The sequence below is a fragment of the Micromonospora sp. NBC_00362 genome, from assembly GCF_026342155.1.
GTDB classification, from domain to species: Bacteria; Actinomycetota; Actinomycetes; order Mycobacteriales; family Micromonosporaceae; genus Micromonospora; species Micromonospora hortensis.
The window spans coordinates 353,780-367,987 of record NZ_JAPENH010000001.1 but is presented as its reverse complement, the minus strand read 5'-3'; the positions used below and the strand labels follow the sequence as shown (position 1 = coordinate 367,987).

The 14,208-nt window shown below is 72.6% G+C and carries 10 protein-coding genes; 7 read left to right on the top strand and 3 right to left on the bottom strand.

Annotated features, from left to right (window positions below; translation table 11 throughout):
- Nucleotides 1-135 precede the first annotated feature (135 nt).
- The 3 genes from OG992_RS01640 to OG992_RS01630 form a co-directional block, all read right to left on the bottom strand.
- Nucleotides 136-1,596 carry a GTPase gene (locus OG992_RS01640; RefSeq protein ID WP_238683923.1) on the bottom strand — a complete coding sequence of 487 codons (1,461 nt, stop codon included), beginning with the start codon at nt 1,594-1,596 and terminating at the stop codon, nt 136-138.
- Nucleotides 1,593-3,449 (bottom strand): dynamin family protein, encoded by a 1,857-nt coding sequence (locus OG992_RS01635; RefSeq protein ID WP_238684376.1) that lies wholly within the window; start codon nt 3,447-3,449, stop codon nt 1,593-1,595. Before OG992_RS01635 ends, OG992_RS01640 begins: the two co-directional genes overlap by 4 nt.
- A gap of 115 nt (nt 3,450-3,564) precedes the next feature.
- On the bottom strand, nt 3,565-4,446 hold the full coding sequence (locus OG992_RS01630; RefSeq protein ID WP_238683924.1) for an IniB N-terminal domain-containing protein: 882 nt from the start codon (nt 4,444-4,446) through the stop codon (nt 3,565-3,567).
- Nucleotides 4,447-4,748: 302 nt separating this feature from the next.
- Between OG992_RS01630 and OG992_RS01625 the strand changes: the two genes are divergently transcribed.
- The 7 genes from OG992_RS01625 to OG992_RS01595 all read left to right on the top strand — a co-directional run bounded on the left by OG992_RS01625 (nt 4,749) and on the right by OG992_RS01595 (nt 14,158).
- On the top strand, nt 4,749-6,008 hold the full coding sequence (locus OG992_RS01625) for an Hsp70 family protein (protein WP_238683925.1): 1,260 nt from the start codon (nt 4,749-4,751) through the stop codon (nt 6,006-6,008).
- Nucleotides 6,009-6,013: 5 nt separating this feature from the next.
- On the top strand, nt 6,014-8,575 hold the full coding sequence (locus OG992_RS01620; RefSeq protein WP_266302086.1) for a LuxR C-terminal-related transcriptional regulator: 2,562 nt from the start codon (nt 6,014-6,016) through the stop codon (nt 8,573-8,575).
- Complete coding sequence (locus OG992_RS01615) at nt 8,572-10,524, top strand: nitrate- and nitrite sensing domain-containing protein (RefSeq protein ID WP_266302085.1); 1,953 nt, start codon at nt 8,572-8,574, stop codon at nt 10,522-10,524. Before OG992_RS01620 ends, OG992_RS01615 begins: the two co-directional genes overlap by 4 nt.
- Nucleotides 10,521-10,970, top strand: a complete 450-nt coding sequence (locus OG992_RS01610; RefSeq protein WP_238683929.1) for a roadblock/LC7 domain-containing protein — start codon at nt 10,521-10,523, stop codon at nt 10,968-10,970. The genes OG992_RS01615 and OG992_RS01610 overlap by 4 nt, the downstream gene beginning before the upstream one ends.
- Nucleotides 10,948-11,328 carry a DUF742 domain-containing protein gene (locus OG992_RS01605; protein ID WP_266302084.1) on the top strand — a complete coding sequence of 127 codons (381 nt, stop codon included), beginning with the start codon at nt 10,948-10,950 and terminating at the stop codon, nt 11,326-11,328. Before OG992_RS01610 ends, OG992_RS01605 begins: the two co-directional genes overlap by 23 nt.
- Before the next feature lie 74 nt (nt 11,329-11,402).
- Nucleotides 11,403-12,140 (top strand): cellulose binding domain-containing protein, encoded by a 738-nt coding sequence (locus OG992_RS01600; protein ID WP_266302083.1) that lies wholly within the window; start codon nt 11,403-11,405, stop codon nt 12,138-12,140.
- Nucleotides 12,141-12,241: 101 nt separating this feature from the next.
- The gene (locus tag OG992_RS01595) at nt 12,242-14,158 is read left to right on the top strand and encodes a glycerophosphodiester phosphodiesterase family protein (RefSeq protein WP_266302082.1); all 1,917 of its coding nucleotides are present in this window, start codon (nt 12,242-12,244) and stop codon (nt 14,156-14,158) included.
- The last annotated feature ends 50 nt before the right edge of the window (nt 14,159-14,208 follow it).

Sequence of the window (14,208 nt, the reverse complement as noted above, 5' to 3'; positions counted from 1 at the left end):
TGAGGTTCCCGATCTTTCGAAGAGAAGCGAGCCATCCGGCCCGAAAGTTAGGTTAGGCTAACCAACACTTCCGGTTTTGGCCAATGCCGGGTGCCCCCACCTCGAAAGACGGCCGCGAAACGGGCGATCGGACGCTCAGCGACCGCCCGCGACCAGCTCGGCGATCATCCCCTCGCAACTGCGGACGACCACCTGAGCGCCGCGCCGCTGCGCCAGCGGGAGCAGAGGATCCTCCGCCCGGTCCCGCCACCGCCACTGCGCGTCGGAGGCGACCTCCCAGAGCTGCCGCACGTCGGCCTCATGCTCGACACCGAGCCGAGCCGCGAGGCCCACCCCGTCGCCGCCGACCAGCCGTTGCGCCTCGGCGGCCAACTCCGCGTCGAACCCCAACCGGGTGTTCCGCAGCGCCACCAGCAGGCGCAGCTCGCGGAACTCGTGCGCGCCGGCGAGGATCTGCTCCACGGCGCCGACCAGCTCGGCGGAGCCCCGGGTGGGCTCGGCCCGCAGCAGCGCCTCCACAGCGGCCAGCGCGGACCGCGCCTTGAGAGCGTCGCGGCGATCGATGAAACACCGCGTCACCGACTCACGCAGCTCGGTGAGACCGCTGCGCCGAATCAACTCCGCGGAGAGTTTCACCCGGCTGTCGAACCCGCTGCGCACCAGCGTGGCCGCCAGCCGGACACCGAAGACCCCGAACCGACCCAGCAGCGCGGCGCGCACCTCGGTGTCCAGCCGCACCGGCAGTTCGCCGCGGAGGAAGCGGTCGGCGGAGATGAGGTGGGTGTCCAGCTCCGCCCGAGGCACCTGAGCCAGGGTCGCGAGCGCGGCGAAGTCGGATTCACCGAGCATCCGGCCGGCCAGGCCGATCATGCCGCTGCACGCCACGACGTTGACGCTGAGCGCGTTCACCCTCGGGTCGCGGTAGTGCCGGCGGGCGAGCTGACGGGCCGTGAGCAGACCGTCGATCCGGCCGCCGCCGGTCTCGTCGGCGCGGGACAACACCATGACCACGTTGACCGCAGCGGACTGTCCGACGGCACTGTCCCGTGCGGACTCCAGCACCCGCAGGTCGCTGTCGCGACCGTCGCGGGTCAGGTACAACACCGCGTCCGAGTCGCGCAGCACCCGCTCCAACACCGGCGCCCGGCCCTGCTCGGCGCCGGCGGTGACCGCCGGGGTGTCGATCAGCGTGATCTGCCGCAGCGCCCGCGTCGGCCACCGCACCACGATGTCCCGTACCTCCCCCGCACCCCAGCCCAGATCCACCCGCAACCCGGTCGCCGACTTCACCACCGCCAACTCCTGCGGCGGCTGCCCGACCGGGTAGGCGGTGGCACGCGGCGCGGCCCCGTCCTCGTACCAGGTGAAGGCCCCGTCCGCCCGCTCGACCGGCGCTACCTCCTCGCCCATCAACGCGTTGAGCACCGTCGACTTGCCCGACCGCCACGGGCCGACGATGGCGATCCGCAGCGGCTGCTCCAACCGGGCCACCTGTTGCCGAAGCTCGGCGACGGCCCGGGGATTGTCCTGGTACAGCTCGATGGCCTGGTGCAGCAACCCCCACGCCGCCTCGTCCAGTCGCACCCCCACTGTCATGCCTGAGGCTCCAGCAGCAGCGGGGCGGAACGGGCACCGGTCAACTGTTGAGCCTGCTCGTACACCGCCGCCAACCGGGTCATCTTCGACCGGATCTCGCGCTGCCGCTGCTCGCGCACCGAGGCGTCGGTGTCGGCCTCCTGCTTCGCGCTGCGGAACGACTGCACGATGGCCTCCTGCAGCTCCTCGGTCAGCCCCGTGAAGTGATCCCGCAGCATCCGCTGCACCTGCCGGGCGGCGTCGCGGCAGTCGCGAATGATTCGGACGAAGAAGTCGTCGACATGCCGCTGGATGGCCGTCTTGACCGTCGCCTGCCGACGGCGGAGCAACTGCTTGCTCTCGTCCCGGATGCTCTTGCCGCCGAAGAGCGCCCCGATGCCGACCGAGACCGGATTGATCATCGGCATGCCGGCCAGGGTGGTCGCCAGACCGAACATCAGCATGCCGCCGTACGAGCCCTTCATGCCGGTGAACAGCTTCTGACCGGTGGTGAACCGGTCGATCGTCGGCCGCTGCAGCTCGGGCATCCGCTCGCCGATGTCGTCCGGCATCGTCATCGACCAGGGCGGCAGGACGTCGTAGCCGTACCTGTCGAAGTTGGCGGCCACCCGCCGGGCGATCCAGTCACAGCGCTGGATCAGCCACTCGTGGTTCGCCTCCGCCGCCTCCACCAGGCTCCGCTCCAGCCAGTCCTGGAAGGTGTCCCAGGCGACCAACGGGTCGGCCGTGTCGAACGCCTCGTCCACCGCGCGCAGGATCTGTCGGGTCCGGTCACGCAGGTCGTACTCAAGGTCGGCGAGCAGGTCGGTGATCTCGTCGGTCAACGTGTTCTGCCACCGGGTGGAACACCGGCGCAGCTCGTCGACCTCGCGCTGCGCCGCGTGCAGCCGGGAGATCGGCCCGGACTGCTCCTCGACGTCCTGGGTCGCCAACTCGGCGCGCAGCGGCGCGGCCAACTGCTCCACCACCGTCCGGGCCACCGTCTGCACCGCAGCCCGGGCCAGGTGGTCGGCCTTGCCGGCCAGATCACGTTGCAGCCGGGCGATCAGCGCCGGGAAGCCCGACTCGGCGTTGAGCACGCGGTCGTCGGCCGCGGCCGCGCGCAGTCGCAGCGCCGCCGAGACCGGGATCAGCGTCGCCGGAACCCCCGCCTCGGCCAGGTGCTGCCGGTTGCGCTCGGCGACCGTACGCCAGTCCGCGACCAGATCGGTCTTGCTCTGCACCACCACCACGTTCGGATGCGAGCGCATGATGTGCAGCAGCATGTTCAGCTCGGCGACCGACAACTCCCGAGTGGAGTCGGAGACCAGCAACACGGTGTCCGCGCGGGCCGGCGAGGCGACCGTGGCGGCGGCGCCGATGCTGGCGACCTCGTCGGTGCCGGGAGTGTCCACCAGCACCAGCCCGGCACCGAGAAGGGCACGGGGAAGTCCGATCTCGACGTACGCCGGACCGCCGCCCGGCCGACGTCCGACCAGGCCGGCAACGCCCGCCGCGACCTGGTTGAGCGCCACCGGGGTCCGCTCGACGGCCACCGCGTCGGCGGTGCCGGCGGGGTGCCCCGGGGCTGGCTGCGGCGCCTGCGCCACCGCCGCGGTGGGGGCCTCGGCGTGCCGCACCACTGTCGGCAGGACCGTCGTCCGGCCGTCGCCGACCGGGCACGCCGGAGCGTTGATGATCGCGTTGATCAGCTGACTCTTGCCCTGGTTCGGCTCGCCGATGACCAGGACGCGCAGCGTCGGGTCCAGCAGTTGCGCGCGCTTCTGCCGCACCGTCTGAAGTAGGTCACCGCGACCGTGTGCAGTGCACGTGCGGGCGATCTCATCCAGCACGTCCAACCAGATCCCGGCCATCACCGCACCAAGTGTGCGGATTTCGGCTTAATTATCAAGAGGGACCGGATGTGGAACCGGGAAGGGCCGGATCGCCCGAGACGATCCGGCCCTCCGCTCCGACCGGAGATCCGGTTCAGAGCAGACCGCCGGTGATACCCAGCAGCCCGTGATCGGACGAGGCGTGTGAGTCGCCGAGCACACCGTCGGTGACCCCACCGGTCACGTCACCGACAGTGTCGGTGACACCGGGGAGGAGGCTGTCCACCTGGTGCGTCACGCCGCCCACAGTCGACGGCACGTCGAGCGGCGGGACCCCGCCGACGACACCGTCGCCATGCCCGAGGCCCAGCCCGTTGAGGGTGTCGTCGACACCCAGCGAGCTGACGACCCCACCGAGCTGACCATGGGTGCCGGAGAGGACACCACCGGTCAGGTCGCCGCCGATCAGATTCGAGTCAGTGACGCCGAGCAGACCGCTCGGGTCGCCGACGGTGCCGGTGACGTCACCGAGCACCGGGTCCGCGATCGCGTCCACCGGCTGCACCACGTCGGCGTCGAGGGTGTGCGCCACGTCGGAGACACCGGCCAGGTCGGTGTCGAGGCCGTACGGACCGACGCCCAGACCGATGCCCGGCAGCACGGTGACCCCGGCGGCGGCGGTCGACGGGTCGACAGCGATGGCGCCGAGCACGCCGGCCTTGACGTCCACGCCACTGGGCGAGCTGGTGACGCTGATCTGCTGCGCCACGCTCTGCAACTGACCCACCACGTCGGTGGTGTCGGTGAGCAGCGGGTTCAGACCGAGCTGCTCGACCGGCGAGGCCAACGGCGCGAGGCCCGCACCCGGCGCGTAGTCGACGACCAGCGGTACGACGTCCTGCACGTCCGCGGCGGTGATGTCGGTGAGCCCTGCACCCCGCAACGCGCCCTCGGGGTCGAGGTCGAAGGCCGACCGCGCGTCCGGGTTCGTCAGTAGGTCGAGCACGAAGTCGTGGAGCGTCTGCTGCGAGTCCATGTGCCGGTTCTCCTCGGATGTGGCATTGGCGGGGTGTCGTACGTCGACGGTGACGACGCTATTGCCGGGGGTCGCCCCCGGGCATCGGGGCTGAACCCGCATCCGGGCCGGTTGAACTAGGGGCTCCCCCACCTCGTACGTTAGGGGGACAGGGGGAAACCGTCCCGGCGAGATTAGGGTCCCGACCAGGGACTGATCTCTGGTACGAACGTAGGAGCCCGCGGGGTTCGCCGGGGGTGGGTCGTCGGGGCAGCCGAGGCCATCGCCACCGACCGGCCGACTCACGGGGAGAGACAGAGACGATGCCGTACGTCCTGGGGATAGACATCGGAAGCAGCAACACGGCCGCCGCCGTCGCACGGCGACGCGGCGCGACCTGGACCCGTCCCGAGGCCGTCCCGTTGAGCGCCGGCTCACCTCTCATGCCGTCGGTGTTGTGCCTGGCCGAGGACGGTTCGCTGCGCGTCGGCGAGCCCGTGACCGACGACGGCAGCCGCACCACCCGGGACTTCGTCCACCGGATCGGCGACGACGTGCCGGTGCTGCTCGGCGGCGAGCCGTGCGCGCCGCAGACGCTGACCGCCGAGCTGGCGGCGTGGGTGGTGGAGCGGGTCCACGCCCTGGAGGGTGGGGCGGCCGAGGCGATAGTGCTCAGCCACCCGGCGGGGTGGCGTCCCTACCGACGGGAGGTGCTGCACCGGGCACTGTCGGACCTGGGCCTACGGCACGTGACGTTGCTGCCCCGCACTGTGACCGTCGCCGAGAGCCACGCCGCCCGCGGGTTCGCGGGCAGCACGGCGGTGGTCTACGCCCTCGGGGGCAACAGCTTCGAGGCGGCTCTGGTGCGCCGCACCCCGCGCGGCACGTACGAGACGTTCGGCACCCCGCAGGGTCTCGACTCGATCGGTGGCGCCGACTTCGACGAGGCGCTCGCCGAGCACGCACGTACCGTGCTGGCCCGGGAGTTGGCCGCGACCGGTCGTCGCGGGGCCCAGGTCGCGTTGCGCGGGCTGCGCGCGGAGTGTGACCGGGTCAAGCGGGTGCTGACAGTCGACCTCACCGCCGACGTGGTGCTGACCCTGCCGAGCGGCCCGGCGCGGGTGCCGGTGACCCGGGCACAGTTCGAGGCCATGATCCGCCCGACGGTGCAGGCCACAGTCGACCTCCTGCTCCGGGCCGTACGCAGTGCCGACCTGACTCCGGCGCAGCTCGACGGCGTGCTGCTGGCCGGCGGCTCCACCCGGGTCCCGCTCGTGACCGAGCTGATCGGCGCGGCCCTCCCGGTGCCCGTCGAGGTGGAGCCGGACGCACAGTTGACCGCTGCCACCGGGGCGGCGATGGCCGCCTGTCAGGTGGTGTCACCACGCCCTCGCCAACCGCCGCCGGCCCGCGTTCCGGCACCGGTCAGCGGCGCCGGGCGAGCCACCCTCCCGGCACCACGTCGTGCCCATCACACCGTTCCGGGCGATCCGCCACCGCGGCCCCCGGTCCGGGTCCTCCCACTGGAACTGCCGAAGCCGTCCCGCCTGGCGCTGGCCCGCGGCCGTGGACGCGAAGGATAAGCCCGATGATCATGAATGACCTCGCCGCACCAGGGTTGACAGTGGACAAGGGGTTGCAGGCGCTGCTGGACACTGTCGCGCAGGACCCGACCGGCCCGCTCGCCGTCGGCGTCGCCGGCCCGGCCGGTCACGGAAAGACAGCGCTCCTCGCCGAGCTGGAGCGCATTCACCAACGCGCCGGGATCGCCGTCCGCACGACCGCCCCGGAGCCGGACGAGCCGGTCGACCCCGACACCGTGGTGCTCGTCGACGACGCGCACCTGCTCGACGACGCACGGACCGAGGCGCTGCTGCGTCTGGCCGCCGGCCGGCGACATCGGTTGGTGGTCGCCCACCGCCCGTCGCCCCGGTCAGCGGCGTTCAGTGAGCTGGTCGACGCCCTGCGACGCGACGGGCAGGCAGTGCTGCTCACGCCGTTCACCCGGGAGCAGACCGCCGCCTATCTCGCCGCCACACCCGAGCTGGGCCGCGCCGCCGACCTGGTCGACTTCGTCCACACGCAGACTGCCGGCGTACCCCGGGACGTGGAACGGCTGGCCCACGGCCTGGTCGGCGCGGAGACCCGGACCGGCACCGTGGACCCACCCCGGTCCGTCATCCTCGAGTTCGGGCCGGACCTGGACGTCCAGCCCGCCGCGGTACGACGGCTGCTGCTCGCTCTCGCGGCCGGCGGGGCACTGCCGGTGAGCATGCTCGGTGCGCTGCTGGGCCGGGACCCGGCGGGAGTGGACGAACTGATCGCCACGACCCGGGCGGCCGGGCTGCTCGGCGCGGACGGCCGGCTCGCACCGATCGTCCGGCGGGCCGTCGCGACGCTCAGCCCCAGCACCGAGCGGACAGCGGTCTGGCGGCGGCTCACCGAGTTGCAGCTCGCTCGGGGTGGCGCGGTGCTGCCGCTGGTCCGCTCGCTGCTCGCGGTCGGCGCGCTCGGCGACTGCCCGGCCGCGACACTGGCCGCCGCGGCGGACGAGGCGCTGGCCGACGAGCCGGCGTTCGCCGCCGAACTGTTCGCGGCGGCCACGGCGGCCGGGCAGCCACCCAACGCGCGGCAGGCGCTCGCCGCCGCGCTCGCCGGTGACCTCGACGACGCGCTTCGGCTGGCGGACCGACTCCTGGCCACTGCCGCTCCCCCGGAGCGCTCCGAGGCGGCAGTGGTCGCCGCCACCGCCCTGGCCCACCGTGGTCATGTCGGTCGCAGCGTCGAGTTGTTCCGGTGGTCGGGCACCGCCTCGGCGGCGGCGTTCGCCATCGTCGGCGGGCTGGCCACCGGTGACCCGGCCGCTCGCAGCGAGTCACCGGCGGGTGACCCGGCGGGTGAACCCCCGACCCTGCACGCCAGCGCCGCCCGACTGATGGCCAACGGTGTACGGGAGAGCGTGACCGGCCCGCCGACCGCCGCGCTGTCCGCGCTCGTGCAGGCCGCCGCGCTGCTGGAGCCGGACGGCCGGGCGGCCCTGCTGCCGGACAGCCCGGCTGCCCTCGCCGCGTTGACGGCCGTGCACTGCGGTGAGTTGGACATCGCCGAGCGGGTGCTGCACCGTGCCCTGGGGGCCGGTGTCGGTGGCCCACTGATGGCCCGCCGCCACCGGCTGTTGCAGGCCTGGATCCTGATGGTCCGTGGCGAGATCCACGCCGCCGGTGAGCGGCTCGCCACAGTGACGCTCGACGGGCGACCACTGGAGTCACGCGACCAGCTCTTCGCCGCCGCGATCCGGATGGGCGTCGGCCGGCGCAACAGCGACCTCGGGGCGCTCAAGCGGGGTTGGGGGCAGGCGCTGGAGGCCGTGGTGCGGCACCCCGTCGACCTGTTCACCCTGCTGCCGTTGGGTGAGCTGGCCATCGCGGGCGCGCGGCTGGGTGACCTGGCCCGGCTGGAGCCGTACCTGCACCAGGGGCGTGCGCTGCTCGACCGCCTCGACAACCCACCACTGTGGAGTGTGCCGCTGCACTGGAGCGGACTGCACGCCGCCATCCTGACCGGCGAGCCGACGACCGCCGACGAACACGTCGCGGCGTTGCTCGCCGCCGCTGGCCACAGCCGGTACGCGGCAGTGGTCGCCGCCGCCGCGGAGAGCTGGGTGGAGGTGCTCCGGGGGGTCGTCGACCCGACCCGGGTGGAGGCCGCGGCCCGAGGACTGCACGACACCGGGTTGTGCTGGGACGGCGCCCGCCTCGCCGGCCAGGCGGCCATCCGCACCGCGGACCGACGGGCGATGACCACCCTGCTGGAGTGCGCCCGAGCGTTGCAGGGGCGGCCCTCCGGTGGGCAGAGCGAGCAGACACCGACGACCGGTGCGAGCACGGCACGGGTCGCCGGTCCGACGCAGCATGGTCTCAGCGACCGCGAGTACGAGGTCGCCGAGCTGGTGCTGGCCGGATTGACCTACCGGGAGATCGGCGATCGGCTGTTCATCTCGGCCAAGACCGTCGAACACCACGTGGCGCGGATGCGCAACCGGCTCAACTGCGCCAACCGCACCGAACTACTGGCGCTGCTGCGCACCCTCGTCGCCGACCGGGCCAGCGACACGGCCGGTCAACCGTGGCCGCAGCGGGCGACCCGATGACCCGTGACGAGGTTCGGCTGATCCGGACCAGGCTGGCCGTGCTGGCCGCCGTGCTGGTCACGCTCTGGTCGTACGCGGCCTACGTGTCCAGCCAGGATGCCATCGACCTACTGCGCGTCCGGGCGCTGGCGGACACACTGGGCCAGCCCATCGACCGCCTGATTCTGGGCCTTCAGACGGAACGCCGGATCACCGTCGAGACGATGGCCGGGACGGAGCAGACGACGCCCGCGCTGGTCGGGGCCCGCGAAGGCACCGACCGGGCCGCCGCCGAGATCCGCGAGTTCACCAGGGGCCGCGACCTCCGGTTGCTCAGCGCCGGCAGCGTGCGCGACCGGGCCGGCGAGCTGGTCCGACGGCTGGACGGCCTGGGCACGACCCGATCCCAGGTGGACACCGGCCGACTCGACCAGGGCGCGGCAGTCGACGGGTACGACGAGGTCATCGACGTCGCCTTTCGGGTGTACGGCCCGGAGTGGGGCGCGTACGAGAGCGGGTTGGCCGCCGACACCCGCGCGGTGATCGCGCTGGCCCGCGCCCGGGAGTCGCTCGCCCGGGAGGACACGCTGGTCAGCGCGGCCCTGACCGGCGCACGGCTCGGCGTCGACGAGCGGCGCCGGCTGACCGCCCTGGTCAGCATCCAGCGGTACGCGCGCACCGAGGCCACGGCCGGCCTTCCGCCCGACGGCCAGGCCGAGCATCAGCGCCTCGCGACCGGCCCCGAGTTCGCGGCCCTGCTCGCGCTGGAGGACCGGCTGCTGCTGCAGGCCGGCACCGCCAACGCCCTGGCCGGTCTCACCATCCAGGGCTGGCGGGCGGCGGCGGACGCCGCCCTCGGCGCGCTGCAGGCACTGGTGACGAACACCGCCCGCAGCAGCGTCGAGCGGGCCACCCCCGGTGCCGCAGTGCTCATCGCGCGTACCGGGGCCGTCGTGGGGCTCGGCCTCATCGTCGTGCTGGTGCTCCTGCTGAGCTGGGCGGGCACCGTCCGACGCCTGACCGACGAGTTGACCACTACCAATGCCGACCTTCCGGCTCCGGTGCCGGACACGCCGGCCCCGGCTCAGGAACCGGCGACGCCGGGGGGCGACGCCGAGCGGGAGCTGTTCCTGGGGCTGACCCGACGCAACCAGGTCCTGCTGCGCGACCAGCTCAGCCTGCTGGACGGGATGCAACGTCGGGAACGATCCACCGAGGAGACCGGCGAGCTGTTCCAACTCGACCACCTCACCACCCGGGTCCGACGCAACGTGGAGAAACTGATCACCCTGGCCGGCGCGACACCCGCCCGCCGCTGGCGACGCCCGGTGCCCCTGCTCGACGTGGCGCGCGGCGCGGTCGCCGAGGTGCCGGACTACCACCGGGTCCTGATCGCGCCGCACTGGCCGTGGTCGCTCGCGGGGTCGGCCGTCACTGACGTCATCCACCTGCTGGCGGAGCTGATCGAGAACGCTCTGGCCTTCTCCGGGGCGGAGACCACCGTCCGGGTCAGCGGCGAACAGCGACCGCAGGGGTGTGCCGTCCTCGTCGTCGACGACGGACCCGGCCTGGACGCCGCCGCGCTGGTCGAGGCGAACCACCTGCTCGGCAACCCGCCACCGGACGGCCCGCCAGAGGGCCTCGCCGGCTGGTACGCCGCCGCCGTCCTGGCCGGCCGTTGCGGCGCCCAGGTCTCGCTGCGCCCCAGCCGGCGCGGTGGGACGGCCGCCGTCGTGCTCCTACCCTCCCGGCTGATCTCGGTCACCGACACCGGCCGCACACCGGCAAGCGCACCACCCGACAGCCCGTACCCACCGGCCCGCGCCGGCGCCACCCCGACCGACCCCAACGGCAACGGCGCGCTGCCGACGCGGGTCCGCCACCCCGGGCCGACCGGCCCGGAACACGGCAGGACCAGCCTCGACACTGTCGAGTTGCCGGTCGCCAAAACAGCAAGGAGACAACAATGACGTCTGCAGTGGTCACCGAGGACGGCCTGACCGACGCCCTGAACGACCTGGTCGACCGGGTGCACGGCGCGGAGTTCGCCGTGGTGCTCTCACCGGACGGGCTGCCGCTCGGTGGCTCGCGGCGGGTGGGGGCGAAGCTGGCCGAGCAGATCTCCGGCGTGGTCGCCGGACTTATCGCGTTGGGGCTGGCCGCCACCCGGACCTGTGACGCGGGTCAGCTGCGTCAGGTAGTGGTGCAGATGTCGCGAGCGTTTCTGTTCATCGCCACCATCCCGAACGGGACGATCCTCACCGTGCGGATCGCCGGTGACGACGTCGAGGTCGGTGACATGGCGTACGAGGTGGCGCTCTTCGTGGGGCAGGCCGAGCAGCACCTGCCGATCACGCTGGGCCCGGCCTCCTCGGTGACGATCGGGGACACTGGTGCACACCAGCGGCACCACTGACGAGGCGTGGTACGACGACGACGCGGGCCCGGTGGCCCGGCCCTACACGATGACCGGGGGGCGCACCGCCCCCGCACGCGGCCAGTTCGACCTGATCTCGCTGGTCGTCGCTCGGAGGGGCGTCATGCCTCCCACACCGCTCTTCCCCGAACAGGCGCGGATCGTCGAGCTGTGTCACCATCCAGTGTCGGTGGCCGAGGTGGGCGCCGAGTTGGATCTTCCGCTGGGGACGGTCCGGGTGCTGCTCGGTGACCTGCTCGCGGCCGGGCTGATCGAGACGCACGAACCGCCGATGCTGTCTGAGCTGCCGACCGAGGATCTGCTCGAGGCGATACTCGTCGGGCTTCGCGGGTTGTGACCGGGCAGGTGCCATCCGCGACCCGGACGGATCGTGGGCACGCACCCTGCGACGAACTGAAGGAGAGACTGGCAGTGCCGGCAACACCACCCCAGCCACGCCGTACCGTGGCGATCATCCTGCTGGATCGAGTCGTGGCCCTCGTCAGGGCCACGCGGCGGGTGCTCACCGGTCGGGAGGACGTCTCGCGGGCCACCTGGGTGGCCGTCGTCGCGGCGCTCGGGGTGCTGATCGCGACGGCCGTGTCCATCGTCGGGGTGCTGCGTACGCCGGAGAAGATGACGCCGGTGACCCTCGACCCGCCGCCGTCCGTCGAGCAGGTGGGAGCGTCCCCGTCCGCCACCCCCCGGGCGCAGGCGCGACCGGCGCTCACGAGCCCGGCGGTGACCGCTGCCCCGTCCGCCTCGGCCTCCTCGGTCCCACCGGCCGTCACGTCGTCGACCCGGCCCACGCCGACCGGTGCGACAGCCGAACCCACCCCGGCGGCCCTGGGCGCGGCCTTCGCCATCACTGACAACGCCCTGCTCAGCTACGGCGCGACAGTGACGATCAGCAATCCCGGCGCGGTCCCGGCGCCGGGGTGGACGCTTGTGGTCACCCTGCCCCGGGAGTCGCTGGGGGTCAGCGGGGTCGAGGGGGCGCAGGTCAGCCGGGACGGTGCGGTGTGGACGTTCGTGCCGGACCCGAACACCGGCCAGGTGCCCGGCAACGCCTCGGTCCCCGTGACGTTCCGGGTCAATGGATCGTTGACCGGTTCCGCCCCCAAGGCGTGCACGATCGACGGGGTCGCCTGCTCCGGCCTGTCGAACTGACCAATCCGGGACGCTCGGATCGAGCGCGGTACACCAGGCGTTCCGGCGGCCGCCATGCTTGATTGATCATCAGTTCGGGCGCGCTTCGTACCGTCGCGTCCATGACTGTCCTACCCGCATCACCGTCGCCTCGCCACGCCGGGTCACGCCTCGGCGCCCTGGGTACCCGGGCCGCCGCCTCCGCCGCCGCTCTCGCCGTCACGGGCGCTGCCGTCGCGGTCGCCGTCGCGACCTCGTCACCCGCCACCGCCGAGCCGGGCAGCGTCGTCGTCTCGGAGAACTTCTCGGCCGGGTCGTTGCCCGCCGGTTGGCACGCGGTCGACGGCGCCTGGAAGGTCGAGAACGGCCGACTGTACGGAACCTCCGCCAGCTCCAGCGAGAACAACAAGATCACCTTCGGTCGGCACCTGAACGACTTCCGCCTCGAGGCGACAATGCGCTTCGAGTCGGTATCGGCCGCCACCCGCTGGGCCTCGCTCGGCATCGACGTCCCCGCCAGTGGCGCGACCCCCTGGTGGATCGCCACCATGCGCAGCGGCACCACCGCCGCCAACGGGCTCGAATTCGCCCAGCGGACCACTGCCAACGCCTGGGTCGTGACGAACACCGCCTCCGCCCCGTCCGCCGCCGGCACGGGCCGGGACGTGCGCGTCGCTGTCGAGGTGCACGGCAACCAGGCCCGCTGGATCTTCGACGGGCGGGAGGCGATGCGGACCAGCAGCCTCCAGCGTTCCGCCGACGGCGTCCAGGGGCTCTTCGTCAACGGTGCGACAGTGTCGTACGACGACGTCACAGTCACCGAGCTGGCCCCGAACGGCTACCTCCGCCCGGAGGGCAGCCCGTTCACAGTGATCGCCCACCGGGGCGCGTCCGCCGCCGCACCGGAGAACACCCTCGTCGCCCAGGAGATCGCCCGTAGGGGCGGCGCCGACTGGATCGAGAACGACGTCCAGCCGAGCAAGGACGGCATCCCGTTCATCCTGCACGACGGCACCGTCGACCGGACCACCGACGGCACCGGCAACATCCGGGACCTGACCGCCGCACAGATCAAGGCGCTCGACGCCGGCTCCTGGTTCGGGCCCCAGTACGTCGGCGAGCGGGTGCCCACCCTCGCGGAGCAGCTCGCCGACCTGCGGACGCGGGGTGGCAACCTGCTCGTGGAGATCAAGGGCAAGCACACCCGCGACGAGGTCGCCACGATCATCCAGGTGATCCGGGACGAGCAGATGATGGGCCGGGTCTTCATCCAGAGTTTCGAGGTCGACGCCCTGAAGTACACCTACGAGATCGCTCCCGAGCTGCCGCTCGGCCTGCTCCGCGGCACAGTGGACGCCGACCCGGTGGCGATCGCGAAGGAACTGCACCTGACCGCGTACAACCCGGACGGCAACGCGCTGTTGGCCAAGCCGGAGGTGCTCGCCCCGCTGCACGCCGCCGGGGTCGCCGTGATGGCCTGGACGATGGACTCCGCCGGTCTGTGGCAGCGGCTGGAGCGGATCGGCACCGACGCGATCATCACCAACCGGGCTGCCGAGCTGGTCGGCTGGAACTCGGCGTTCGTCCAGCGGGCCCCCGCCGACCCCACCGTGCGGATCACCTCGCCGGCCGGCGGGGCGCGGCTGGACCGGGCGCAGTCCCCGGTGATCGCTGTCGCCGCGACCAACGCGGACACCGTCACCGTGACGCTGGACGGTAAGAAGTCGGCCGCCGGACGCAAGCTCGACCTGGCCACGCTGACCGCCGGCCGGCACACCATCACCACCGAGGCGACCGGGCCCGAGGGCACCGCCACCGCGACCAGCACCTTCACCGTGACGGTGAGCCAGGCCGGCCTCGGCTACCTGATCCTCACCTCGGGCGCGGACCCGGCCGCCGTCACGGCGATGACCACCAAGCTGGCCCACGCCCAGTACGCCGAGCTGGCCACCTACGCCGACCGGCAGGCCGGCAAGCTGGTGCCGGCGGAGGTCGCCAGCGTCATCGCCGCCGACGCCCGCACCCTCGCTCTGAAGTAGTGGCTCGACGGGTGGCGCTGGTCCGAAGGGGGCCAGCGCCACCCCGAGTC

Coding starts and splice junctions, on each gene's coding strand:
- OG992_RS01640 (WP_238683923.1), bottom strand. CDS start 1,596: ATGACAGTGGGGGTGCGACTGGACGAGGCGGCGTGGGGGTTGCTGCAC.
- OG992_RS01635 (WP_238684376.1), bottom strand. CDS start 3,449: ATGGCCGGGATCTGGTTGGACGTGCTGGATGAGATCGCCCGCACGTGC.
- OG992_RS01630 (WP_238683924.1), bottom strand. CDS start 4,446: ATGGACTCGCAGCAGACGCTCCACGACTTCGTGCTCGACCTACTGACG.
- OG992_RS01625 (WP_238683925.1), top strand. CDS start 4,749: ATGCCGTACGTCCTGGGGATAGACATCGGAAGCAGCAACACGGCCGCC.
- OG992_RS01620 (WP_266302086.1), top strand. CDS start 6,014: ATGATCATGAATGACCTCGCCGCACCAGGGTTGACAGTGGACAAGGGG.
- OG992_RS01615 (WP_266302085.1), top strand. CDS start 8,572: ATGACCCGTGACGAGGTTCGGCTGATCCGGACCAGGCTGGCCGTGCTG.
- OG992_RS01610 (WP_238683929.1), top strand. CDS start 10,521: ATGACGTCTGCAGTGGTCACCGAGGACGGCCTGACCGACGCCCTGAAC.
- OG992_RS01595 (WP_266302082.1), top strand. CDS start 12,242: ATGACTGTCCTACCCGCATCACCGTCGCCTCGCCACGCCGGGTCACGC.